This window comes from Pseudomonas sp. R4-35-07, assembly GCF_003852235.1.
GTDB lineage: Bacteria > Pseudomonadota > Gammaproteobacteria > Pseudomonadales > Pseudomonadaceae > Aquipseudomonas.
In genome coordinates this window covers 1,381,139-1,406,523 of the sequence record NZ_CP027732.1, presented here as the reverse complement: position 1 = coordinate 1,406,523, position 25,385 = coordinate 1,381,139, and the positions used below count along the sequence as shown (strand labels likewise).

Here is a 25,385-nt window from a genome sequence, read left to right as displayed (position 1 = left end):
TTACTTCAGCTGATTCATGCGCTCGATCACCTGGCGGGTGATGTCGTATTGAGGCTTGACGTCAATCACGGCGCCACGCTCGAACACCAGGTCAAAGGCACCCTTCTTGATGACTTCTTCCACAGCGCTGTCGAGTTTCGGCTTGAGCTGCTTGAGCATCTCGCGGTCAGCAACTGCTTTGGCTTCGTTCAGTTCCTTGGATTGGAACTGGTAGTCACGGGCCTTTTGCTTGAATTCAAGCTCCAGACGCTCGCGCTCGCCTTGCTGCATCTTGTCACCACCGGCAACGAGACGGTCCTGGATGCCTTTGGCACTGCTTTCCAGAGTTTTGAGCTTGGTCAGTTGCGGACCGAATTTCTTTTCTGCATCCACGGCGTACTTCTTGGCCGCGTCAGATTCCAGCAGGGCCATCTGATAGTTCAGCACGGCGATTTTCATTTCGGCGAAGGCCGGGGTGGTTACCAGCACAGTGGCCAGCAGGACCAATTGAGTCAACTTACGCACGATGTACTCCTACAGAATCCGTTGTCGTTATCTTAGGTCAGACGCTTAGAACGTCTGGCCAAGGGAGAATTGGAAAATCTGGGTTTCAGCGTTATCCGGTTTCTTGATCGGCATGGCCAGAGCAAAGCTCAACGGGCCCAACGCAGTCACCCAGGTCACACCCACACCGACGGAGCTGGCCATATTGCTCAGGCTCACATCGTTGCACTGGGTGTTGGACTTCAAGCCACTTGGGTTCTTGATCTGCTCGCACTTGGAGTCGAACACGTTACCCACGTCCCAGAAGACCGAGGTGCGCAGGGAACGCTGGTCCTTGACGAACGGCAGCGGGAACAGAATCTCCGCACCACCCTGGATCAGCACGTTACCACCGAACGGAAGCGGGTCGTTGTCCGAGTCAGGTTCCGTGCCCTGGTTACCAGTAAACGCTTGACCACGACTCGGCGTACCACGAGGACCCAAGGTGCTGTCCTTGAAGCCACGTACCGAGTTGAAACCGCCCGCATAGTAGTTCTCATAGAACGGCAAGCCATTGGTCGAACCATAACCGTCGCCATAGCCCAGCTCGGTGTGCAGGCGCATGGTGTAGTTATCGCTCAACGGCTGGAACAACTGGCCACGGTAGTCGAGCTTGAAGAACGACAGGTCGCTGCCCGGCGTGGTGACTTCCGCAGTCAGGCTCTGGGAATGGCCACGGGTCGCCAGTACGCCTTTGTTCAGGGTCGACTCGGACCAGCCGGCAGACGCCTTGAAGTTCAGGAACTTGTCGCCTTCACGACGGGTGAAGTCGAAAATTTCATCCACGGTGTACACACCGGTCTTGATCTCATCCTGCTGCGCGGTCAGGCCGAAGGTCAGGCGCGAGGTCTCACTGATCGGATAACCCACGTTGACGCCGGCACCGAGGCTGTCGATCGCATAGCTTGCAACGTCGACGTCGAGGTCTTTGTAGTCGGTGGTGCGGTAGAAGGCGTTGTAGCCCAGGCTCACACCGTCTGCAGTCCAGTAGGGGTCGGTGTAGCCGAAGTTGTATCGGCTCTGGTATTCGCTTCGGGTCAGGCCGATGGACACACGGTTACCGGTACCGAGGAAGTTGTTCTGGGTGATGGAACCGCCCAGGATCAAACCCGCGCTCTGTGCGAAACCGACGCTGGCGGTGATCGAACCCGAGGCTTGCTCTTCAACGGCGTAGTTCACGTCGACCTGGTCATCCACACCCGGTACGGCCGGGGTTTCGACGTTGACTTCCTTGAAGAAGCCCAGGCGCTCAAGACGGGTCTTGGATTGGTCGATCAGGTAAGTCGACGCCCAACCGCCTTCCATCTGGCGCATTTCACGGCGCAGCACTTCGTCCGAGGACTTGGTGTTGCCACGGAAGTTGATGCGGTTGACGTAGGCACGCTTGCCCGGATCGACGACGAAGGTGATGTCCACGGTGTGGTCTTCATCGTTCGGGGTCGGCACGCCGTTGACGTTGGCGAAGGTATAGCCTTCGTTACCCAGGCGACGGGTAATCAGCTCCGAGGTGGTGGTCATCAGCTTGCGCGAGAACACCTGGTCTTTCTGGACCAGCAACAGGGACTTGACCTGGTCTTCAGGCACCTTCAAGTCACCGCTGAGCTTGACGTCACGAACCTTGTACTTCTCGCCTTCGTTGACGTTGACGGTAATGTAGACGTGCTTCTTGTCCGGGGTGATGGACACCTGGGTCGAAGCGATGTCCATGTTGATGTAGCCACGGTCCAGGTAGTAGGAGCGCAGGCGTTCCAGGTCACCGGACAGTTTTTCACGGGCGTACTTGTCATCGTTCTTGAAGAACGACAACCAGTTGGTGGTCTTGAGTTCGAACAGGTCGATCAGGTCTTCATCCGCGAACTTGGTGTTGCCCACCACGTTGATGTGCTGGATGGCCGCCACGGTGCCTTCGTTGATATTGACCTTCAGGCCTACCCGGTTACGCGGCTGCGGGATGACTTCCGTCTCCACGCTTGCCGAGTAGCGGCCCTGGGCAACGTACTGGCGTTGCAGCTCGTTACGCACACCTTCAAGGGTGGCGCGCTGGAAGATCTCGCCCTCGGCCAGGCCCGACTGCTTCAACCCCTTCATCAGGTCTTCAGTGGAGATAGCCTTGTTACCTTCGATCGTGATGCTCGCGACGGAAGGCCGCTCGACGACGGTGATAACCAGGACGTTGCCTTCGCGACCCAGTTGGATATCTTGAAAGAACCCGGTTTTGAACAGCGCACGAGTGGATTCCACCAGGCGACGATCATCAGCCTGTTCCCCGACGTTCAACGGCAAGGCACCAAAGACGCTACCCGCGGAAACCCGCTGGAGGCCGTTGACGCGAATATCGGAGATGGTGAAGGACTCGGCGTGAACTTCGGCGATCATCAATACGGTGAGAACCGCAGTTAGCAGCAGACGTTTCATGAAGTCCTTTCTTATTCCAACTGGCAATAAACAAACTGCCGCAAAATGCGGCAGATTCGCAATTCAGCGAAGCGTTACAGTCGTCCCAGATCGTTGACCAGAGCTAACAACATCACTCCGACCACCAAACTGATACCGATCTGTATCCCCCAACCCTGCACCCGATCCGACAAGGGGCGACCACGCACCCACTCGACCAGATAAAACAGCAGATGCCCCCCATCCAACACTGGAATGGGCAGCAAATTCAGAACTCCAAGGCTGATACTCAGATAAGCCAGGAAATTCAGGAAATCCGCGACACCCGACTGGGCAGAAGCGCCCGCCACTTTAGCAATGGTTATCGGTCCACTCAAGTTTTTTACCGAGAGCTCGCCGAACAACATTTTCTTCAGGGATTCGAGGGTCAGCACGCTCATGGTCCAAGTGCGTTTAGCACCCTCGCCAATCGCTGCCAACGGCCCGAAGCTGATCTCTCGCACCATCGATGGCGGCCATTCGACACCTTTGACCCCGGCACCCAGGTAACCCCCGGCAGCCTTGGCCTCACCACGCACCGACAAGGTCACAGGGACGTCGATTTGAGCACCTTCGCGCTCAACTTTCAGCACAATTTTCGTATCAGGGCGTACACGTACCAGGTCGACCACTTGCTGCCAGTCGCCCAGCGCCTGGCCGTCAAGGGCCAACAACCGGTCGCCGGTTTTCAGGCCTGCGGCCTGGGCCGGGCCTTTAGGGTCCAGTTCGGCGAGTACCGGCGGCAACGCCGGACGCCATGGACGAATGCCCAGGGACTTGATCGGATCCGGCTCGTCAGCGCCTTGAAGCCAATGGTCCAAGGCCAGCTCACGCGGGCTTTCGGCACTGGAATCCGGCTCGCGCACCACCACATTGACGCTGCCGCTCTCACCCAGCCGCCGCACCAACTGCAAATTGACCGCACCCCAACCCGTGGTGGGCTCGCCATCAATGGAAACAATTTCCTGGCCTGCCACCAGCCCGGCCTTGGCCGCCATACTGCCCGTCTCGACCGCGCCGATGACCGGACGCACTTGCTGGCTGCCCAGCATGGCAAGGACCCAGAAGAACACCATCGCCAACAGGAAATTGGCAATCGGGCCGGCAGCGACGATGGCGATGCGCTGACGAACGGTCTTGCGGTTGAAGGATTGATCCAACTGGTCCGCAGGCACTTCGCCTTCGCGCTCATCGAGCATCTTCACATAGCCACCCAGCGGGATGGCCGCAATCACGAACTCGGTACCCTGACGATCATGCCAGCGAACCAGCGGCATGCCGAAACCGACGGAAAAGCGCAATACCTTGACGCCGCAACGACGCGCCACCCAGAAGTGGCCGAATTCGTGGAAGGTAACCAGCACACCCAGAGCAACCAGGGTGCCGACAATCATGTAGAGCGCACTCATCTAATTTCTCCGCATTTCAATCCAATGCCTGAAGGCGCTTACCCGCCTACAGCCTGACGCGCGTTGCGGCCCAGCCATTGCTCGGCCAGGGCCCGAGCCTTTGTATCCGCCTCGAACACGGCCCCCAGGTCATCCACAGCCACAACCGGCTCAGAATCCAGAACGTCCTCGATGATACTCGCGATCTGCGGAAAGCGGATGCGCCGTTCGAGAAACGCCGCCACGGCCACTTCATTGGCTGCATTGAGCATGGCTGGCGCACTGTTGCCCGCCTCAGCTGCTTGCCGGGCCAGACGCAGGCACGGGAAGCGCTGTTCGTCCGGCGCCTGGAAATCCAGGCGCGCGATGGCAAACAGGTCCAATGGCGCCACACCGGAATCAATCCGCTCCGGCCAAGCCAGGGCATTGGCGATCGGCGTGCGCATATCCGGGTTGCCCAATTGCGCCAGTACCGAGCCGTCCACGTAATCCACCAGGGAATGAATCACACTTTGCGGGTGAATCACCACCTCCACCTGATCAGGCCGCGCATCGAACAACCAGCACGCCTCGATCAGTTCCAGCCCTTTATTCATCATGCTCGCCGAATCCACGGAGATTTTGCGCCCCATGGACCAGTTCGGGTGCGCGCACGCCTGGTCGGGCGATACATGCTCCAGCTCATCCACCGGAGTCTGCCGGAAGGGACCACCGGACGCCGTCAGCAAAATCCGGCGCACGCCGACCTGGCCCAGGCCGCGGGCAAAATCAGCGGGCATGCACTGGAAGATCGCGTTGTGCTCGCTGTCCAGGGGCAACAGGACCGCCCCACTCTTGCGCACGGCCTGCATAAAGAGCGCGCCGGACATGACCAGGGCTTCTTTATTGGCCAGCAGGATTTTCTTGCCCGCATCGACGGCAGCCAGTGTGGGGCGCAAACCCGCTGCGCCGACAATAGCTGCCACGACCGTATCCACTTCGGCGTCCGCAGACACCTGGCACAGCCCCTCCTCGCCCACCAGCACCTGGGTGGCAAGGCCGGCGGCCCGCAGATCATCCTGCAGGCTTCGCGCGGCAGCGGCCTGCGGCACCACGGCAAAGCGCGGCGAATGACGCACGCATAACGCCAGCAGTTCATTCATGCGCGTAAAGCCGGTCAGGGCGAAAACCTGGTAACGATCGGGGTGACGGGCGATGACATCCAGGCTGCTCAGCCCGACCGAGCCCGTCGCTCCAAGCACGGTGACCTGCTGCAGACGGCTCACGAAGCGATCATCCACAGCAACACGGCAAAGATCGGCAACGCGGCGGTGAGGCTGTCGATACGGTCCAGCACACCACCGTGACCTGGCAGCAGGTTGCTGCTGTCCTTGATCCCGGCCTGGCGCTTGAACATGCTCTCGGTGAGGTCGCCCACCACCGAAATGAATACCACCACGGCGGTCCCCAACAGGGCGAGGACAATCTCTTTCACCGACCAGTCGCGCCACACACCGACCGCCAGCGCAATCAGCAGCGTCAAGGCCAGCCCGCCGTATACGCCTTCCCAGCTCTTGCCTGGGCTGACGGCTGGCGCCAGCTTACGCTTGCCAAAGGCACGGCCTGAAAAGTAGGCACCAATGTCAGCGCCCCAGACCAGCACCATGACCGCCAGGATCAATTCGTTGCCATTCGGGAAACGCTTGATTTCCACCAAGCCTTGCCAGGCCGGCAGCAGGATCAGCAAGCCAATCACCAACTTGCAGGCCACACTGGACCATTGACCGCTGGTGCGTGGATAGGTCAGCACCAGGAACGTCGCCAATGCCCACCACAGTACCGACGCCCCCAGCACCCAGGGCGCGATATCGGGCAGGATGTACATCAGGAACAGCAACAGCGCGACGATCGCGGCGTACGCCACGCGTGGCAATTGATCGCTGAAGCCCGCCAGACGCGCCCATTCCCATGCGCCGAGGGTTACCACCAGGCCGATGAACAGTGCAAAGCCGGAACCCTCGAGCAGGAAAAAACCACACAAGGCAATCGGCAGCAGGATCAGTGCTGTGATGATTCGTTGTTTAAGCATTTAAACCCGGGCTCCAGCTTCGATCTGCTCGCTCGTTTTACCGAAGCGACGCTGACGGGAAGCGAAATCGGCCAGCGCATTGCGCATGGCATCGTGTTTGAAGTCCGGCCAGAACAGGTCGGAGAAATACAACTCGGTATAGGCTAGCTGCCACAGCAGGAAATTGCTGATGCGGTGCTCACCACCGGTACGGATGCACAAGTCTGGCAACGGCAGGTCGCCGGTCACCAGGCAGGTTTGCAGCAGTTCGGGCGTGATGTCGTCGGGCCGCAGATGACCGGCCTGCACTTCGCGGGCCAGCCGTTGCGCAGCCTGGGCGATATCCCATTGGCCGCCGTAGTTGGCCGCGATTTGCAGCACGAAACGGTTGCTGCCGGCCGTGATAGCCTCGGCTTCACGCATGGCTGCCTGCAGCTCCGGATGGAACCGGGAACGGTCACCAATGATGCGCAGGCTGATGCCGTTGTCATTGAGGCGCTTGGCCTCGCGCCGCAGCGCCTTGAAGAACAGGTCCATCAAGGCACTCACTTCTTCGGCGGGCCGCTGCCAGTTCTCGCTGGAAAAGGCAAACAGCGTCAGCACTTCGACCTTGGCCTCGGCGCACACTTCGATGACAGCGCGCACCGCATCGACACCCGCTTTATGCCCGGCAACACCGGGCATAAAGCGTTTTTTCGCCCAGCGATTATTCCCATCCATGATGATCGCGACATGGCGCGGCACCACAGAGGGCACAGTCTGCTTGGTCTTTTCCATGAAGGCGTCCTGACCCCTTATACGGCCATCAGGTCCTTTTCTTTTTCTTCGGTGGCCTTGGTGATCTGGGCCTCCGCATCCTTGGTCAGCTTATCGATATCGGCAACGGCACGGCGCTCTTCGTCTTCGCTGATTTCCTTGTCCTTGACCAGCTTCTTCAGGTCACCCAAGGCATCGCGACGGATGTTGCGCACGGCAACCCGTGCATCTTCAGCCGCGCTGCGCGCCTGCTTGGTGAAGCCCTTGCGGGTCTCTTCGGTCAGGGCAGGCATGGAAATCAACAACAACTCGCCCAAGTTGGTCGGGTTGAGGTTCAAGCCGGCACTCTGGATAGCTTTGTCGACCGCCCCGAGCATGTTGCGCTCGAAGGCCACGACCTGCAGGGTGCGCGAGTCTTTTACGGTGATGTTGGCCACCTGGGTAATGGAGGTGTCCGTACCGTAGTAGGGCACCATCACGCTGCCCAGGATGCTTGGGTGAGCCTTGCCCGTGCGAATCTGACCAAATGCATGGTTCAGCGATTCCAGGGATTTGTGCATACGCGCTTGGGCGTCTTTCTTGATTTCGTTGATCATTGTTGGCCTTCCTCGATCAGAGTCCCTTCTGCGCCGCCGTGTACGATATTCAGCAGGGCGCCGGGCTTGTTCATGTTAAATACGCGCAGCGGCATCTTGTGGTCGCGGCACAGACAGATAGCCGTCAGGTCCATCACACCCAGCTTGCGATCCAGCACTTCATCGTAGGTCAGATGATCGAACTTCTCGGCATGCGGGTCTTTGAATGGATCTGCAGTGTATACGCCATCCACCTTGGTCGCCTTCAACACCACGTCTGCGTCGATTTCGATAGCACGCAGGCATGCGGCCGAATCGGTGGTGAAGAATGGGTTACCGGTGCCCGCGGCAAAGATCACCACTTCCTTGGCGTTCAGGTGGCGCATGGCTTTGCGGCGATCGTAGTGATCGGTCACACCGACCATGGAAATAGCCGACATCACGATGGCCGAGATATTGGCACGCTCCAGGGCGTCACGCATGGCCAGGGCGTTCATCACAGTGGCCAGCATGCCCATGTGGTCGCCAGTGACCCGATCCATGCCGGCAGCACTCAGTGCCGCGCCGCGGAACAGGTTGCCACCACCGATCACCAGGCCCACCTGAACACCGATACCGACCAATTGGCCGACTTCGAGCGCCATGCGGTCAAGTACCTTGGGGTCGATCCCGAACTCTTCCGAGCCCATCAGGGCCTCGCCGCTGAGCTTGAGTAGAATGCGTTTATAGCGAGCCTGATAACCACTGCCCTGCTGAGCCATTGCGAATCTCTCCTGCGGCGTATTTTTTAAAAAATTCTTGGCGAGCCGTTTACGGCTTGCGTTCACTCTAGCTGGACGCCATCACAGCGCCATCGGAACACGGCTTTGTAAGCCAGTTCCGAGGGGAAGCCAAATAAATTCGCCTTCCCATTTGAAAAGAGGCTGCGCGCGTGAGCGGGCAGCCTCTTTCGGGCGACAGTTGAAAACTGTCTTATTGCTTGGCGGCAGCCAGCTGGGCAGCAACTTCTTCAGCGAAGTTGTCGACCGGCTTCTCGATACCGTCGCCTACTTTGAAGTAAGTGAAGGAAACGATTTCAGCACCGGCTTTCTTGGCCAGTTCGCCAACCTTGATTTCAGGGTTCTTGACGAACGCCTGCTCAACCAGGCTTGCTTCAGCCAGGAACTTGCTGATACGGCCTTTGACCATGTTCTCAACAATGTTTTCTGGCTTGCCTTTGATTTTTTCTTCGTTCAGCTGCAGGAACACAGCTTTTTCACGCTCGATCGCTTCGGCAGAAACTTCCGAAGGCAACAGGAACTCAGGGTTGCTGGCCGCTACGTGCATAGCGATGTCTTTGGCCAGTTCAACGTTGCCGCCTTTCAGGACAACTGCAACACCGATCTTGTTGCCGTGCAGGTAACCACCTACCACGTCACCTTCAACGCGCACCAGGCGACGGATGTTGACGTTTTCGCCAACCTTGCCGACCAGTACCAGGCGATCTGCTTCTTGAGCTTCGATCAGCGGAGCGGCGTCAGTCAGTTTGTCGGCGAACGCTTTTTCAACGCTGGCGGCAACAAATGCCTTGAAGTCGTCCTGCAGAGCCAGGAAGTCGGTCTGCGAGTTCACTTCCAGCAGTACCGCGGACTTGCCGTCTTCTTTCAGAGCGATGGCGCCTTCAGCAGCCACGTTGCCTGCTTTCTTGGCGGCCTTGATGGCGCCGGAAGCACGCATGTCGTCAATGGCTTTTTCGATGTCGCCGTCGGCCTTTTCCAGGGCCTTCTTGCAATCCATCATGCCTTCGCCGGTACGCTCACGCAGTTCTTTAACCAACGCTGCAGTAATTGCTGCCATTTTCAAATTCCTCTTGGATAGGTTTTCAACCATTCCACCCGATCGAACGGGGGATCAATTCTTCCCGAATATCCGTTGTAGGCTGCTGCACGTTACAGAGCAACGATGCGCCGCCACAAGTGGGCGCCAACAAATGGTTTTCGAGGTGGCAAAAAGGGGGCCAAGCCCCCTTTTTGCTTACTGAGTCAACGCCAGGGCGTCAATTACTCAGCTGCGGCTACCGGAGCTTCTTCAACGAACTGCTCGGTACCACCAGCAACGTGGTTGCGACCACGGATTACAGCGTCAGCCATCGAACCCATGTACAGCTGGATAGCGCGGATTGCGTCATCGTTGCCTGGGATGATGTAGTCAACGCCATCCGGGCTGCTGTTGGTATCGACTACGCCGATAACAGGGATGCCCAGCTTGTTGGCTTCGGTGATCGCGATGCGCTCGTGATCAACGTCGATAACGAACAGTGCGTCAGGCAGACCGCCCATGTCCTTGATACCACCCAGGGAACGATCGAGCTTTTCCAGGTCGCGAGTGCGCATCAGCGCCTCTTTCTTGGTCAGCTTGGCGAAAGTACCGTCTTCGGCTTGCACTTCAAGGTCACGCAGACGCTTGATGGAAGCACGGATGGTTTTGAAGTTGGTCAGCATGCCGCCCAACCAGCGGTGATCGACGTACGGCGAACCGCAACGTGCTGCTTCTTCAGCAACGATCTTGCCAGCGGAACGCTTGGTGCCGACGAACAGGATCTTGTTTTTGCCCTGGGCCAGGCGCTCTACGAAAGTCAAAGCTTCGTTGAACATTGGCAGGGTTTTTTCAAGGTTGATAATGTGGATCTTGTTACGCGCGCCGAAAATGTACTTACCCATTTTCGGGTTCCAGTAACGGGTCTGGTGACCGAAGTGCACACCGGCCTTCAGCATATCGCGCATGTTGACTTGGGACATGATAGTTCCTTAATAAGTCGGGTTTGGCCTCCACGTATCCCAATGACCAACCAGCGGCTTCAAGGCCTCCGGCACCCAGGTCATCGTGTCGACACGTGTGTGGATTTAAGCTCTGCGGGGCATCCCCGGAAAGCGGCGCATTTTATACCACAGCAAGGGCGAAAACGGAACCCGCAATCACATTTGCCGCAAGCTTCCCTGTTCCAACCCTTTGAATGGCGCCGATATACCCCCACTCTATAGAGAGAAGCGATCGTCAGGGGCTCATGGTTTGTCGCCCGCGTCTGTTAGAATCGCGTTTTTTTGTGGCGTGTGCGAAGTGTCGCACGCCCGTGAACCGTATTGATTTCAGCGCGTCGCGCTAGAGAGAGCCTGTATGACCGTTAGTTTGAAAACCGCCGAAGACATCGCCGGCATGCGCATCGCCGGCAAACTGGCCGCCGACGTGCTGGAAATGATCGCCGAACACGTCAAGCCCGGCGTCACCACCGAAGAACTGAACCAGATCTGCCATGACTATATCGTCAATGTGCAAAAGGCCATTCCGGCCCCACTGAACTACAAAGGCTTTCCCAAGTCGATCTGCACCTCGGTCAACCACGTGGTGTGCCACGGGATCCCGGGTGACAAGCCGTTGAAGGACGGCGACACCCTGAACATCGACGTCACCGTGATCAAGGACCGCTACTTCGGCGACACCAGCCGCATGTTCCACGTCGGCAACGTGCCGGTCTGGGCCGAGCGCCTGTCCCAGGTGACCCAGGAATGCATGTACAAGGCCATCGAGATCGTCAAGCCAGGCTGCCGCCTGGGCGATATCGGTGAAGTGATCCAGAAGCACGCCGAAAAGAATGGCTTCTCGGTGGTGCGCGAGTTCTGCGGCCATGGCATCGGTACCGTGTTCCATGAAGAGCCGCAGATCTTGCATTACGGCCGCGCCGGCACCGGCATGGAACTCAAGGCCGGCATGACCTTTACCATCGAACCGATGATCAACCAAGGCAAGGCCGATACCAAGGTGCTGGGCGACGGCTGGACCGCCATCACCAAGGACCGCAAACTCTCGGCCCAGTGGGAGCACACCCTGCTGGTCACCGAAACCGGCTACGAGATTTTCACCCTTCGCGCCGACGACACGATTCCGCGCACGTCGGGTGCTGCTTCGGCTTAGGGATTACTCAGGTTTTCCCCCACTGTTTTGTGAATGACTGATAGATAGAAAGGAAAGCCGATCGATGCCCCAGGTGGATCCCGAACTCTTCGACCGTGGCCAGTTCCAGGCCGAACTGGCGCTGAAGGCGAGCCCTATCGCCGCGTTCAAGAAGGCGATCCGCCAGGCCCGCGAGGTGCTCGATGTGCGCTTTCGCAGCGGCCGCGATATACGCCGGCTGATCGAGGACCGCGCCTGGTTCGTCGACAATATCCTGCAAAAAGCCTGGGAACAGTTCAGCTGGAGCAGCGAGGCGGATATCGCCCTGGTCGCGGTCGGCGGCTACGGCCGTGGTGAGTTGCACCCCTACTCCGACATCGACCTGCTGATTCTGCTGGACAGCGCCGACCATGAGATTTTTCGCGATTCCATCGAGCGGTTTCTGACGCTGTTGTGGGACATCGGCCTGGAAGTCGGCCAGAGCGTACGCTCGGTGGACGAATGCGCCGAAGAGGCTCGCGCCGACCTGACCGTCATCACCAACCTGATGGAAAGCCGCACCATCGCCGGCCCCGAGCGCCTGCGCCAACGCATGCTCGAAGTCACCAACACCGCACACATGTGGCCGAGCAAGGATTTTTTCCTGGCCAAGCGTGCCGAGCAAAAGGCGCGGCACCACAAATACAACGACACCGAATACAACCTGGAACCCAACGTCAAAGGCTCGCCGGGCGGGCTGCGGGATATCCAGACGATTTTGTGGGTGGCCCGTCGCCAGTACGGCACCCTGAACCTGCGCGCCCTGGCCGGCGAGGGCTTTCTGGTGGAGAGCGAAAACGCGCTGCTGGCCTCGTCCCAGGAGTTCCTGTGGAAAGTGCGCTACGCCCTGCACATGCTTGCCGGGCGCTCGGAAGACCGCCTGCTGTTCGACCACCAGCGCTCCATCGCGACCCTATTGGGTTTTGAAGGCGAAGACGCGAAGACCAGCATCGAAAGCTTCATGCAGCAGTACTACCGGGTAGTGATGAGCATTGCCCAGCTCAGCGACCTGATCATCCAGCACTTCGAAGAAGTGATCCTGGCACCCGAAGACGAAGCGCCGCCGCAACCGATCAATTCGCGCTTCCAACTGCACGACGGTTACATCGAGGCGCGCAACGACAACGTATTCCGCCGCACGCCGTTCGCCATGCTGGAAATCTTCGTGCTGATGGCCCAGCAGCCGGAAATCAAAGGCGTGCGCGCCGATACCATTCGCCTGCTGCGGGAAAACCGTCATCTGATCGACGATGAGTTTCGTCATGACATCCGCAACACCAGCCTGTTTATCGAACTGTTCAAGTGCAAGATCGGCATCCACCGCAACCTGCGGCGCATGAACCGCTACGGCATCCTCGGGCGCTACCTGCCGGAGTTCGGCTTTATCGTCGGGCAGATGCAGCACGACCTGTTCCACATCTATACCGTGGACGCCCACACGCTGAACCTGATCAAGCACTTGCGTAAGTTGCAGTACACCCAGGTGTCAGAGAAATTCCCACTGGCCAGTAAGCTCATGGCCAAGCTGCCCAAGCCAGAGCTGATCTACCTGGCCGGCCTGTACCACGACATCGGCAAGGGCCGGCATGGCGACCATTCGGAGATCGGCGCGGTGGATGCCGAAGCGTTCTGCCAACGCCACCAATTGCCGTTGTGGGACAGCCGCCTGATCGTCTGGCTGGTGCAGAACCACCTGGTGATGTCGACCACCGCCCAGCGCAAGGACTTGTCCGACCCGCAAGTGATCCACGACTTCGCGCAGATCGTCGGCGATGAAACCCGCCTCGACTACCTCTACGTGCTGACCGTCTCCGACATCAACGCCACCAACCCGACGTTATGGAACTCCTGGCGCGCCAGCCTGTTGCGCCAGTTGTACACCGAGACCAAGCGCGCCCTGCGCCGCGGCCTGGAAAACCCGGTAGACCGCGAAGAGCAGATCCGCCGCACCCAAAGCGCGGCCCTGGATATCCTGGTGCGCGGCGGCAACGACCCGGACGATGTTGAACAACTGTGGTCGCAACTGGGTGACGACTATTTCCTGCGTCACACCGCCGGCGATGTCGCCTGGCACACCGACGCCATCCTTCAACAGCCGGCCGATGGCGGCCCGCTGGTCCTGATCAAGGAAACCACCCAGCGCGAATTCGAAGGCGGCACGCAGATTTTTATCTACGCGCCGGACCAACATGACTTCTTCGCCGTAACCGTGGCGGCCATGGACCAGCTCAACCTGAACATTCATGACGCGCGGGTGATCACCTCCAGCAGCCAGTTCACCCTTGACACCTATATTGTGCTCGACACCGAAGGCGACTCGATTGGCGACAATCCGGTGCGTGTGAAGAAGATCCGCGAAGGCCTGACCGAAGCCCTGCGCAACCCGGATGATTACCCGACCATCATCCAGCGCCGGGTACCGCGCCAGCTCAAGCACTTTGCCTTTGCGCCGCAGGTGACGATCTCCAACGACGCCCAGCGCCCGGTAACCGTGCTGGAGCTCAGCGCGCCGGATCGCCCCGGCCTGCTGGCACGCATCGGCGGGATTTTCCTGGAGTTCGACCTGTCGCTGCAGAACGCCAAGATTGCGACCCTCGGCGAGCGCGTGGAAGACGTGTTCTTCATCACCGACGCCGATAACCAGCCGCTGTCCGACCCTGAACTGTGCCGCCGTTTGCAGGATGCGATCGTGGAGCAATTGAGCGTGACCCAGGAACCCGGCGTCGCGCTGACGCGCCTGACCCTATGAACACCGGCGTATGTGGGAGGGGCTTACTCCCGATAGCATTGGATCAGATAAAGATCAGCTGACTGACACAACGCAATCGGGAGCAAGCCCCCTCCCACATTGAATTTTCGCCGGCAACCAGACCGCGTGCCGACAACTGAATTGACGAGACTTGCGATGAACAACGCCCTGAACCAGCTGCAGCCTTACCCATTCGAGAAACTGCGCGCCCTGCTCGGCAGTGTCACCCCCAACCCGGCCAAACGCCCGATTGCCCTGTCGATTGGCGAGCCCAAGCACAAATCACCGAGTTTCGTGGCCGAGGCGCTGAGCAACAACCTGGACCAGATGGCGGTGTACCCGACCACACTGGGCATCCCCGCATTACGCGAGGCCATTGGCGCCTGGTGCGAGCGCCGCTTCAACGTACCTGCAGGCTGGCTGGACCCGGCGCGCAATATCCTGCCGGTCAACGGCACACGCGAGGCGCTGTTCGCCTTTACCCAAGCCGTGGTCAATCGCGGTGACGACGCGCTGGTGGTGAGCCCGAACCCGTTCTACCAGATCTACGAAGGCGCCGCGTTCCTCGCCGGTGCCAAGCCGCATTACCTGGCGTGCCTGGACACCAATGGGTTCAACCCGGACTTCGATGCCGTGTCGCCGGACATCTGGAAACGTTGCCAGATCCTGTTCCTGTGCTCCCCGGGCAACCCGACCGGCGCGCTGATTCCGGTAGACACCCTGAAAAAGCTGATCGCCCTGGCCGATGAATACGATTTCGTGATCGCCGCCGACGAGTGCTACAGCGAGCTATACTTCGATGAGCAAACCCCGCCGCCAGGCCTGCTGAGCGCCTGTGTCGAACTGGGTCGCCAGGACTTCAAGCGTTGCGTGGTGTTCCACAGCCTGTCCAAGCGCTCCAACCTGCCGGGCCTGCGTTCGGGCTTTGTCGCTGGCGATGCTGAGATTCTCAAGGCTTTCCTGCTGTATCGCACCTATCACGGCTGCGCAATGCCGGTGCAAACCCAACTGGCCAGCATCGCCGCCTGGCAGGACGAAGCGCACGTACAGGCCAACCGTGACCTGTATCGCGAGAAGTTCGACGCAGTGCTGGCGATCCTCAAACCGGTGCTGGACGTGCAAAGCCCGGACGGCGGCTTTTATTTGTGGCCGAATGTGAACGGGGACGATGCTGCTTTCTGCCGTGATTTGTTCGTGGAGGAACATGTGACGGTGGTACCGGGCTCTTACCTGTCCCGCGAAGTGGATGGCTTCAACCCAGGCGCCGGGCGTGTACGCCTGGCATTGGTTGCACCGCTGGCCGAATGTGTCGAAGCGGCTGGGCGGATTCGCGATTTCATCCAGCGCCGCGGTTGAGACACAAGCCGCTCCCAACGGGGCGGCCTCCAGCGTTGTTTCTTGCAACTATTGAGAGGGAACAGAAACACGCAAACCTTACACCTAAGTTTATATAAACACTTAGGTGAACCCCATGACTCTCACGATTTCGCCCACTTCGCCTTCTGCTCATTGCGTCACCGCGCCGCTCAATAGAAGTAAGCGCGGCGTCGCCATGCCCGACAAACTATGGCCTCAGCATTCGGTGCTGACTATCTCCCTGCTGAACATGACCCCAGAACAAAAAGCGTTGGTAAAGCACAACATCAACGCATGGGCGCCGCATACCAATCTCTACTTCAAGTTCACCAACAGCCCCAATGGCGATATCCGCATCAATGCGGACGCTGACAACGGATCGGGATGGTCAAACGTGGGCACCGGCGCAAAGAAGGTGCCTTTATCCAAACCGACCATGGGCATTGACTTCACACGCTCGCCAGACAGCGTCGCCGCAACGATCCAGCATGAATTCGGCCACGCCCTCGGCCTCAAGCATGAGCATCAGCACCCTGATCGGACGTTGGACCTGAACAGACAGAACATCCATGACGAATATGCATCGAGAGGAGAACCCTCGTCTAAGGCCCACAACGATATCCTCCGCCCCTTTTCGCGCAGACAGGTAAAAACTTCAAACTATGATGACAAATCCATCATGCACTATGAGGTTCACGCATCACGACTGAACAGTGGAAAACCCATCCCGCGAAACTTCAAACTATCTGAAGGCGATAAAAGTTTTGTGCAGACACTGTACCCGGAGGATAAAACACTGCTCGGCAAACTGCTCAGTACCGGCATCCGCGTAATGATCAACGCCCAAACTACTTGATGCTGCCCAAGTTCGCTTCACTCATATCCAGATCCGCCAGGACTTCGCGCAATACATCATCGCCAATTTGATGTTGGCGACTCAAACGATACAACTCCAACCGCTGCGCACGCAGCCCCTTGAGCCGCAGCTTGCGTTCCAGCTGGTCCATCTGCAGCGCCAGGGCCTGGGCTTCGGCGGAATCGTTGAATACCTCAAGCTGGTGGCGATATTCCGACATCAATCGCGCCTTGAGCTCAGTGGCCAATGCCGCTTGAGCCGCATCCGACACTGCGGTTTCATCAGGCTCTTCAGCTTCCAGCGCATGGATCGCTGCCACGGCGGTTTTTTTCCAGGCCTCGCGAACCTCTCGGTGACGCTTTTCATCGGGACTCTTTTCGATACCGCGAAGCAGCAACGGCAGCGCGATACAGGCGGCGACCAGCGACAACAGAATGACGCCGGCCGCGATAAAGATCAGCAAGTCGCGCTCCGGAAAAGCCTGGCCCGGCGCCAGCAGCAATGGCACCGACATCACGCCCGCCAGTGTCACCGCACCGCGTACGCCGCCCACCGTCAGCAGCCAACAGGATCGCGCCGTGGGCACCAGGGTCAGCTCGCTTTTGCCACGCACGCGACGCAGCAAGCCTGACAGCCGCCAAATGCTCTGAACCCAGATAAAGCGCAACACCACCAGCACCACGAAGATCGCAATCACGTCCAGGCAGCGGTACATCAAGGTCGGCCACAACGTCGGCTCATGGCTCACCACTGCCTTGATAATGTCCGGCAGTTGCAGGCCCAGCAGCAGAAAGATCAGGCCGTTGAAGGCAAACTCCAGCAGCGACCAGACACTGCGATTGAGCAGCCGTGTACTGGTTTGACGCGGCAGCAGGTCCAGCCAGCTCTGCATCATGCCCGCCGCCACGGCCGACAAAATGCCCGAAGCGCCCAAGCGTTCCGCCAGTACGTAGGCCGCGAAGGGCAGCAGCAACATGAACACCACGTGGGTGGCCGGGTCATCCCAACCCCGTGCAATCATCCAGGCACGCAGGCGACCGACCAGCCAGCTCAACGCCACACCGACCGCCAGCCCACCCACTGCGACCAAGACAAAGGTCAGGCTGGCATCGGCCAGGGAAAACACCCCGGTCAACGCGGCCGCCAGGGCAAACTTGAAGGTCACCAGGCCCGACGCATCATTCATCAAGGCCTCACCCTGGAGCATATGCATCAAGGGGGTGGGCAGGCGGTTCTGGGCAATGGCCGACACCGCCACGGCATCCGTCGGCGACAACACGGCCGCCAGGGCAAAGGCTACCGGCAACGGAATCGTCGGCAGAATCCAGTGAATGAAATAACCCGCGCCGACCACCGTGAACAGCACCAACCCCACCGCCAAGGTCAGGATCGGCCCGCGCAGGCGCCACAGCTCACGCTTGGGCATGCGCCAGCCATCGGAAAACAGCAGCGGCGGCAAGAACAGAAACAGGAACAGCTCCGGGTCCAGCGCCACATGCAGCCCCAACGTGGGCCAGGCCAGCAGGGCCCCGGCGGCAATCTGTACCAGCGGCAGCGGCAGGGGAATGATGCGCCCGATCAGACGCGACACGCTGACCAGCATCAGTAGGATAAGAACGGTGTAGGCGGTTTGCATAACGCGGGTTTCCCAGACAATCGACTTGCAACGACACATGAGGCAACAACTGGCCGTTGAAGTGCCATATTACCCGGCTATGGTAACCGGCTATGCGGCGCACTGCCTTTTGCACAAACGTCGCACAGCACTGACGAACGGCGCCGAAACGCGCTGGGCGTGGCATAATCCGCGATCTTTCATTTTTCATTCATCCAAAGGGGGCAATTCCTTGACCGCTTCAAGCAAAACCTTGCACCTTTTCGGCATCAAAGCCTGCGACACCATGAAAAAGGCGCGCACCTGGCTTGATGAGCACGCTGTGAGCTATGAGTTCCATGATTACAAAACGGCCGGTATCGACCGCGAACACTTGACCCAATGGTGCGACGAGCACGGTTGGCAGGTGGTTTTGAACCGTGCGGGCACCACCTTTCGCAAACTCGAAGACGAACGCAAAGCCGATCTCGATCAGTCGAAAGCCATTGAATTGATGCTCGCGCAACCCTCGATGATCAAGCGCCCGGTGCTCGATCTCGGTGACAGAACCCTGATTGGCTTCAAGCCAGATAGTTATTCGGCGGCCCTCAAGTAGGCCAGCCTTCCATTTTTGTAGAGGTAACAGCATGTCCAATTCCCTGTTCAGCCTGGGCTTCGGCGTCGGCACTCAGAACCGCCAAGGTGCTTGGCTGGAAGTGTTTTACGCACAACCCTTGCTCAACCCGTCGGCTGACATCGTCGCGGCCATCGCGCCGATCCTCGGCTACACCGAAGGCAACCAGGCGATTACCTTCACCGTCACCCAGGCCCTGCAACTGGCCGACGCGCTCAAAGGCGTCGATACCGCCCAGGCCGCGCTGCTGAGCCGCCTGGCTGAAAGCCATACGCCGCTGGTTGCGACCTTGCTGGCCGAAGACGCCGCCCTGACCTCCACGCCTGAGGCCTACCTCAAGCTGCACCTGCTGTCCCACCGCCTGGTCAAACCCCACGGCCTGAACCTGGCCGGCGTGTTCCCGCAACTGCCGAACGTGGCCTGGACCAGCCAGGGCGCTATCGACATCGCCGAACTGGCCGAACGCCAGTTGGAAGCGCGCCTGCGCGGCGAGCTGCTGGAAGTGTTCTCGGTAGACAAATTCCCGAAAATGACCGACTACGTCGTACCGAGCGGTGTGCGTATCGCTGATGCCGCCCGCCTGCGCCTGGGCGCCTACGTGGGCGAAGGCACCACCGTCATGCACGAAGGTTTCGTCAACTTCAACGCCGGCACCGAAGGCCCGGGCATGATCGAAGGCCGTGTATCGGCTGGCGTGTTCGTCGGCAAGGGTTCCGACCTGGGCGGCGGCTGCTCGACCATGGGTACCCTGTCGGGCGGCGGCAACATCGTGATCAAGGTCGGCGAAGGCTGCCTGATCGGCGCCAATGCCGGTATCGGTATCCCGCTGGGCGACCGCAACACCGTGGAGTCCGGCCTGTACGTGACCGCCGGGACCAAAGTTGCGCTGTTGGACGAGAAGAACCAACTGGTCAAAGTGGTCAAGGCGCGTGAACTGGCCGGCCAGCCGGACCTGCTCTTCCGTCGCAACTCCGAGACCGGTGCCGTGGAGTGCAAAACCCACAAATCGGCCATCGAACTGAACGAAGCGCTGCACGCTCACAACTAAGCAGCCACTCGATGCCCCAGTGGGCCGCACCTTCGGGTTGCGGCCCGCTTATACGAGTCTTGAACATCATGCTTGTGCCCTCCCCTTGGCGTGCGGACTTTCCAGCCATCGCCACCCTGCAACGGCAAGACCAGACCTACCTGGACAACGCCGCCACCACGCAAAAGCCCCAAGCCCTGCTGGATGCAATCAGCCATTACTACGCCAATGGCGCAGCCAACGTGCACCGTGCCCAGCATTTGCCGGGGGCCCATGCGACCCAGGCGTTTGAAGACAGTCGCAGCAAGGTTGCGCAATGGTTGAATGCGGGCGACAGCGGGCAGGTGGTGTTTACCCACGGCGCGACCTCTGCGCTGAACCTCCTGGCCTACGGCCTCGAGCACTTATTCGATGCGGGCGATGAGATTGCCATCAGCGCCCTGGAGCACCACGCCAACCTGTTGCCCTGGCAGCAACTGGCCAGACGTCGCGCACTGACGCTGGTGATACTGCCCCTGGACGCTGACGGCGTGATCGACCTTGACGCCGCCGAACGGCTGATCGGCCCGCGCACGCGGCTGTTGGCGGTCAGCCAGTTATCCAACGTACTCGGCACCTGGCAGCCGCTCGACGCCTTGCTCAGGCTGGCCCGCAGCCACGGCGCGCTGACCGTAGTCGACGGTGCCCAAGGCATCGTCCATGGCCACCACGACGTGCAGGCTCTGGGCTGCGACTTTTATGTATTTTCCAGTCACAAACTGTACGGCCCAGACGGAGTCGGCGTGCTCTACGGCCGCCATGAAGCCTTGCATCACCTGCGCCACTGGCAGTTTGGCGGAGAAATGGTGCAACAGACGGACTACCACAGCGCCAGCTTCCGCCCTGCCCCCCTGGGTTTTGAGGCGGGAACGCCACCGATAGCTGGCGTGATCGGCCTGGGTGCGACCCTGGATTACCTGACTTCGCTGGATCCACAGGCGGTGGTCAGGCATGAAGCGGCACTGCACGATTATTTGCTGCGCGGCTTAAAAGCGCGCAATGGCGTGCGCATACTCGGCGCGCCGCAAGTGGCGCTGGTCAGCTTTGTGGTCGAGGGCGTGCATAACGCCGACCTCGCGCACCTGCTGACCGAGCAGGGGATCGCCGTGCGTGCCGGCCATCACTGTGCGATGCCGCTGCTCAAGATGCTGCAACTGTCGGGGGCGATTCGCGTGTCCCTCGCGCTGTACAACGACTCCGATGACTTGGAACGCTTTTTTGAAGCGCTGGACCAGGCGCTGGAGATGCTGCGATGAGCTTGCCGGTGGATGCGGTGGCTGCGCTGGAAGCCTTTCAGTCAGTCGGCAGTTGGGAACAACGCGCCCGAATGCTGATGCAATGGGGTGAACGCCTGCCCGCCTTGGCGGATGAGGACAAGGTCGATGCCAACCTCGTACAGGGCTGTGAGAGCCTGGTGTGGTTGGTGGGGCATTTGCACAATGGCCACTGGCAGTTTGCCGCCAGCAGCGAGGCGCGGATGATTCGTGGACTGGTGGCGTTGTTGCTGGCGCGGGTGAATGGGTTGTCGGCGGCTGAGTTGCAGGCGGTTGATCTGCCCGGATGGTTTGCTCAACTCGGATTGTCGCGACAATTGTCACCGTCACGCAGCAACGGCTTGAATGCAGTCCTGCAGCGCATGCGCGAACTCAGCCATACATAAAACCAAATGTGGGAGGGGGCTTGCCCCCGATTGCGGTGGATTAGTCAACTTATTCAGTGACTGACACTAAGCTATCGGGAGCAAGCCCCCTCCCACATTTTCAGGCAGGCTTGACCCGCTCCGACGGCCGACGAACCCCAGCCACAATCTTGTCCACCGCCTTGGTCGCCGCCACCATGCCGAACGTAGCGGTCACCATCATTACCGCGCCAAACCCTCCCGCGCAGTCCAGCTTCACGCCGTCGCCGACAAAACTCTTCTGCAAACAGATGCTGCCGTCCGGCTTGGGATAGCGCAGCTGCTCGGTGGAAAACACGCAGGGCACGCTGTAATGGCGGGTTACCGTGCGTGAGAAGCCATAGTCACGACGAAGAGTGGAGCGTACTTTCGAGGCCAGCGGGTCGTTGAAGGTGCGGTTCAGGTCGCACACCTGGATCAGCGTCGGGTCGATCTGCCCGCCAGCGCCACCGGTGGTGATGATCTGGATCTTGCGGCGTTTGCACCAGGCAATCAGCGCCGCCTTGGCGTTGACCGCGTCGATGCAGTCGATCACGCAATCGATGTTCGGGGTGATGTACTCGGCCATGGTGTCGCGGGTAACGAAGTCCGCCACCGCATGCACGGTGCAATCCGGGTTGATACCGCGCAGACGTTCGGCCATCACCTGGACCTTGGGTTTGCCCACGGTGCTGTCCAGCGCATGCAGCTGGCGGTTGCTGTTGCTGACGCAAACGTCATCCAGGTCAAACAGCGAAATCTCGCCCACCCCGCAACGGGCTATCGCTTCCGCCGCCCACGAGCCCACGCCGCCGACGCCGACGATCGCCACATGGGCCGCTTTCAAGCGTTCCAGGCCCTCAATGCCATACAAGCGGGCGACGCCTGCAAACCGCGGATCTTCTGTGCTCATGACCATTACCCTAAAAACCGGCGCGCATTATGGGCTACGCAGCGGCAAGTTTTAAGCTACAAGTTACAAGTTAAGAACTTAGGTGAACATTCGCGGACTAACGTCCGGCTTTTCTCTGTCTGCTGTACGCTCAGGGAAAGGCCGGTGTAGGATGCGCGCCGTTCGGTGCAGGCCGACACCTCTTTTCGTTCCACACCCTTTGGAACCCGAAATAACCATGGCATCGCGTAAATTTGGACTCAACCTGGTGATCGTGCTGGCAATCGCCGCGCTGTTCACTGGCTTCTGGGCGCTGATCAACCGCCCGGTCACCGCTCCCAACTGGCCCGAACAGATCTCCGGGTTCTCTTACTCGCCGTTCCAGCAAGGCCAATATCCTCAGAAAAACCAGTACCCGTCTGACGACCAGATGCGCCAGGACCTGGCGATCATGAGCAAGCTGACGGACAACATCCGTACCTACTCGGTCGACGGCACCCTGGGCGACATTCCCAAGTTGGCCGAAGAGTTCGGCCTGCGGGTGACACTGGGGATCTGGATCAGCCCGGACCTTGAGCGCAACGAACGCGAAATCCAGCGCGCCATCGAAATCGCCAACAGCTCGCGCAGCGTCGTTCGCGTGGTGGTCGGTAACGAAGCGTTGTTCCGTGAAGAAATCACCCCGCAGGACCTGATCGTGCTGCTGGACCGCGTGCGTGCAGCGGTCAAGGTGCCGGTGACGACTTCCGAGCAATGGCACATCTGGGAAAAAAACCCGGAACTGGCCAAGCACGTCGACCTGATCGCCGCGCACATCCTGCCGTTCTGGGAGTTTATCCCGATGGACAAGGCCGGCCAGTATGTACTCGACCGTGCGCGGGACCTGAAAAAACTGTTCCCGAAAAAGCCGCTGCTGCTGTCGGAAATTGGCTGGCCGAGTAACGGACGCATGCGCGGCGGTAATGAAGCCTCACCTGCCGACCAGGCGGTTTACCTGCGCACGCTGGTGAACAAACTCAATCGCCAGGGCTACAACTACTTCGTCATCGAGGCGTTCGATCAGCCTTGGAAAGTCAGCGACGAAGGCTCGGCGGGCGCTTATTGGGGCGTATTCAACGCCGCGCGTCAGCAGAAATTCAACTTTGAAGGCCCGGTGGTCGCGATCCCACAGTGGCGCGTGCTGGCCATCGGTTCGGTGGTGCTGGCGCTGCTGTCCCTGACCCTGCTGATGATCGACGGCTCGGCCCTGCGCCAGCGCGGTCGTACCTTCCTGACGTTTATCGCGTTCCTGTGCGGTTCGGTGCTGGTGTGGATCGGCTACGACTACAGCCAGCAATACAGCACCTGGTTCAGCGTGACCGTGGGCATTCTCCTGGCCCTCGGTGCCCTGGGTGTGTTTATCGTGCTGTTGACCGAAGCCCACGAACTGGCGGAAGCGGTGTGGACCCACAAACGCCGACGTGAATTCCTGCCGGTCGAAGGGGAATCGGACTACCGCCCGAAAGTGTCGATCCATGTGCCGTGCTACAACGAGCCGCCGGAGATGGTCAAACAGACCCTCGACGCCCTGGCCGCACTCGATTACCCGGACTACGAAGTCCTGATCATCGACAACAACACCAAGGACCCGGCGGTATGGGAACCGGTGCGCGATTACTGCGAAACCCTGGGCCCGCGCTTCAAGTTCTTCCACGTCGCGCCCCTCGCCGGTTTCAAGGGCGGCGCGCTGAACTACCTGATCCCGCACACCGCCAAGGACGCCGAAGTGATCGCGGTGATCGACTCGGACTACTGCGTGTCGCCCAACTGGCTCAAGCACATGGTGCCGCACTTCGCCGACCCGAAAATCGCCGTAGTGCAGTCGCCCCAGGATTACCGCGACCAGAACGAAAGCACCTTCAAGAAGCTCTGCTACGCGGAATACAAAGGCTTCTTCCATATCGGCATGGTCACCCGCAACGACCGCGACGCGATCATCCAGCACGGCACAATGACCATGACCCGCCGCTCGGTGCTCGAAGAACTCGGCTGGGCCGACTGGTGCATCTGTGAAGACGCCGAACTGGGCCTGCGCGTGTTCGAAAAAGGCCTGTCGGCGGCGTATTACCACGACAGCTACGGCAAGGGCCTGATGCCCGACACCTTTATCGACTTCAAGAAACAGCGTTTCCGCTGGGCCTACGGTGCGATTCAGATCATCAAGCGCCACACCGCCAGCCTGCTGCGCGGCAAAGGCACCGAGCTGACCCGTGGCCAGCGCTATCACTTCCTCGCGGGCTGGCTGCCGTGGGTGGCCGATGGCATGAACATCTTCTTCACCGTGGGCGCGCTGCTGTGGTCGGCGGCGATGATCATCGTGCCGACCCGCGTCGATCCGCCGTTGCTGATCTTCGCGATCCCGCCGTTGGCGTTGTTCGTGTTCAAGGTGGGCAAGATCATCTTCCTCTACCGCCGTGCGGTCGGGGTAAACCTCAAGGATGCCTTCTGCGCGGCCCTGGCCGGCCTGGCGTTGTCGCACACCATCGCCAAAGCGGTGCTGTACGGCTTCTTCACCACCAGCATTCCGTTCTTTCGTACACCGAAAAACGCGGATAACCACGGCTTCTGGGTGGCGATTTCCGAAGCCCGCGAAGAAATGTTCATCATGCTGCTGTTGTGGGGCGCCGCTTTGGGGATTTACCTGGTGCAAGGCCTGCCGAGCAATGACATGCGTTTCTGGGTAGTAATGTTGCTGGTGCAGTCGCTGCCGTACTTGGCGGCGCTGATCATGGCGTTTTTGTCGTCGCTGCCGAAACCGGCGCCGAAGGCAGAGCCTGTTACCGCCGTGTAAAACTTGCGCAATGCACTAAACGGCGGCCTCTGGCCGCCGTTTTGCTATAAGATAACGGCCGTTT

General features: G+C 59.7%; 21 protein-coding genes. 9 read left to right on the top strand and 12 right to left on the bottom strand.

Annotated features, from left to right (window positions below; genetic code table 11):
- The 10 genes from C4J89_RS06325 to rpsB all read right to left on the bottom strand — a co-directional run bounded on the left by C4J89_RS06325 (window position 1) and on the right by rpsB (window position 10,498).
- Window positions 1–504 (bottom strand): OmpH family outer membrane protein, encoded by a 504-nt coding sequence (locus tag C4J89_RS06325; RefSeq protein WP_003172279.1) that lies wholly within the window; start codon window positions 502–504, stop codon window positions 1–3.
- Window positions 505–549: 45 nt separating this feature from the next.
- Entirely contained in the window at window positions 550–2,937 is a 2,388-nt protein-coding gene (gene bamA / locus C4J89_RS06320; RefSeq protein WP_124414011.1) for an outer membrane protein assembly factor BamA, read from the bottom strand.
- Between the two features lie 74 nt (window positions 2,938–3,011).
- Window positions 3,012–4,364, bottom strand: coding sequence for a sigma E protease regulator RseP (gene rseP, locus C4J89_RS06315; protein ID WP_124361612.1), 1,353 nt, complete (start codon window positions 4,362–4,364; stop codon window positions 3,012–3,014).
- 38 nt (window positions 4,365–4,402) lie between these two features.
- Window positions 4,403–5,608: a 1-deoxy-D-xylulose-5-phosphate reductoisomerase gene (ispC, locus tag C4J89_RS06310; RefSeq protein WP_124414010.1), complete on the bottom strand. Its 1,206-nt coding sequence runs from the start codon at window positions 5,606–5,608 to the stop codon at window positions 4,403–4,405.
- On the bottom strand, window positions 5,605–6,411 hold the full coding sequence (locus tag C4J89_RS06305) for a phosphatidate cytidylyltransferase (RefSeq protein WP_124361610.1): 807 nt from the start codon (window positions 6,409–6,411) through the stop codon (window positions 5,605–5,607). Before C4J89_RS06305 ends, ispC begins: the two co-directional genes overlap by 4 nt.
- Entirely contained in the window at window positions 6,412–7,167 is a 756-nt protein-coding gene (gene uppS / locus C4J89_RS06300; protein ID WP_057723202.1) for a polyprenyl diphosphate synthase, read from the bottom strand.
- Between the two features lie 17 nt (window positions 7,168–7,184).
- Window positions 7,185–7,742, bottom strand: a complete 558-nt coding sequence (gene frr, locus C4J89_RS06295) for a ribosome recycling factor (RefSeq protein ID WP_124361609.1) — start codon at window positions 7,740–7,742, stop codon at window positions 7,185–7,187.
- Window positions 7,739–8,482 (bottom strand): UMP kinase, encoded by a 744-nt coding sequence (pyrH, locus tag C4J89_RS06290; protein ID WP_003172271.1) that lies wholly within the window; start codon window positions 8,480–8,482, stop codon window positions 7,739–7,741. The genes frr and pyrH overlap by 4 nt, the downstream gene beginning before the upstream one ends.
- Window positions 8,483–8,693: 211 nt before the next feature.
- A complete protein-coding gene (gene tsf / locus C4J89_RS06285) occupies window positions 8,694–9,557 on the bottom strand; it encodes a translation elongation factor Ts (protein ID WP_124361608.1) in 864 nt (287 codons plus the stop codon).
- Window positions 9,558–9,760: 203 nt separating this feature from the next.
- Window positions 9,761–10,498 carry a 30S ribosomal protein S2 gene (rpsB, locus tag C4J89_RS06280; RefSeq protein ID WP_048719953.1) on the bottom strand — a complete coding sequence of 246 codons (738 nt, stop codon included), beginning with the start codon at window positions 10,496–10,498 and terminating at the stop codon, window positions 9,761–9,763.
- Between the two features lie 376 nt (window positions 10,499–10,874).
- Between rpsB and map the strand changes: the two genes are divergently transcribed.
- The 4 genes from map (at window position 10,875) to C4J89_RS06260 (ending at window position 16,648) form a co-directional block, all read left to right on the top strand.
- Window positions 10,875–11,669: a type I methionyl aminopeptidase gene (gene map / locus C4J89_RS06275; protein ID WP_124414009.1), complete on the top strand. Its 795-nt coding sequence runs from the start codon at window positions 10,875–10,877 to the stop codon at window positions 11,667–11,669.
- 64 nt (window positions 11,670–11,733) lie between these two features.
- Window positions 11,734–14,436: a [protein-PII] uridylyltransferase gene (locus C4J89_RS06270; RefSeq protein WP_124414008.1), complete on the top strand. Its 2,703-nt coding sequence runs from the start codon at window positions 11,734–11,736 to the stop codon at window positions 14,434–14,436.
- Between the two features lie 156 nt (window positions 14,437–14,592).
- Window positions 14,593–15,792: a succinyldiaminopimelate transaminase gene (gene dapC, locus C4J89_RS06265; RefSeq protein ID WP_124414007.1), complete on the top strand. Its 1,200-nt coding sequence runs from the start codon at window positions 14,593–14,595 to the stop codon at window positions 15,790–15,792.
- Window positions 15,793–15,907: 115 nt separating this feature from the next.
- Window positions 15,908–16,648, top strand: coding sequence for a M12 family metallopeptidase (locus C4J89_RS06260; protein WP_124414006.1), 741 nt, complete (start codon window positions 15,908–15,910; stop codon window positions 16,646–16,648).
- Here C4J89_RS06260 and C4J89_RS06255 read toward each other — a convergent pair.
- Window positions 16,641–18,284: a Na+/H+ antiporter gene (locus tag C4J89_RS06255; RefSeq protein WP_124361603.1), complete on the bottom strand. Its 1,644-nt coding sequence runs from the start codon at window positions 18,282–18,284 to the stop codon at window positions 16,641–16,643. The two genes, C4J89_RS06260 and C4J89_RS06255, sit on opposite strands and share 8 nt — an antisense overlap.
- Window positions 18,285–18,549: 265 nt before the next feature.
- On the opposite strand from C4J89_RS06255, the gene C4J89_RS06250 reads away from it, so the two are divergent.
- The 4 genes from C4J89_RS06250 (at window position 18,550) to C4J89_RS06235 (ending at window position 21,602) form a co-directional block, all read left to right on the top strand.
- Entirely contained in the window at window positions 18,550–18,858 is a 309-nt protein-coding gene (locus C4J89_RS06250; RefSeq protein WP_238785995.1) for an arsenate reductase, read from the top strand.
- Between the two features lie 31 nt (window positions 18,859–18,889).
- Entirely contained in the window at window positions 18,890–19,924 is a 1,035-nt protein-coding gene (dapD, locus tag C4J89_RS06245; protein ID WP_124361602.1) for a 2,3,4,5-tetrahydropyridine-2,6-dicarboxylate N-succinyltransferase, read from the top strand.
- 68 nt (window positions 19,925–19,992) lie between these two features.
- On the top strand, window positions 19,993–21,198 hold the full coding sequence (locus C4J89_RS06240) for an aminotransferase class V-fold PLP-dependent enzyme (RefSeq protein WP_124414005.1): 1,206 nt from the start codon (window positions 19,993–19,995) through the stop codon (window positions 21,196–21,198).
- The gene (locus tag C4J89_RS06235) at window positions 21,195–21,602 is read left to right on the top strand and encodes a SufE family protein (RefSeq protein ID WP_124361600.1); all 408 of its coding nucleotides are present in this window, start codon (window positions 21,195–21,197) and stop codon (window positions 21,600–21,602) included. Before C4J89_RS06240 ends, C4J89_RS06235 begins: the two co-directional genes overlap by 4 nt.
- Before the next feature lie 100 nt (window positions 21,603–21,702).
- On the opposite strand, the gene tcdA is transcribed toward C4J89_RS06235, so the two are convergent.
- Complete coding sequence (gene tcdA, locus C4J89_RS06230; protein ID WP_372237484.1) at window positions 21,703–22,512, bottom strand: tRNA cyclic N6-threonylcarbamoyladenosine(37) synthase TcdA; 810 nt, start codon at window positions 22,510–22,512, stop codon at window positions 21,703–21,705.
- Window positions 22,513–22,729: 217 nt separating this feature from the next.
- On the opposite strand from tcdA, the gene C4J89_RS06225 reads away from it, so the two are divergent.
- Window positions 22,730–25,321, top strand: coding sequence for a glycosyltransferase (locus C4J89_RS06225; RefSeq protein WP_124361598.1), 2,592 nt, complete (start codon window positions 22,730–22,732; stop codon window positions 25,319–25,321).
- The last annotated feature ends 64 nt before the right edge of the window (window positions 25,322–25,385 follow it).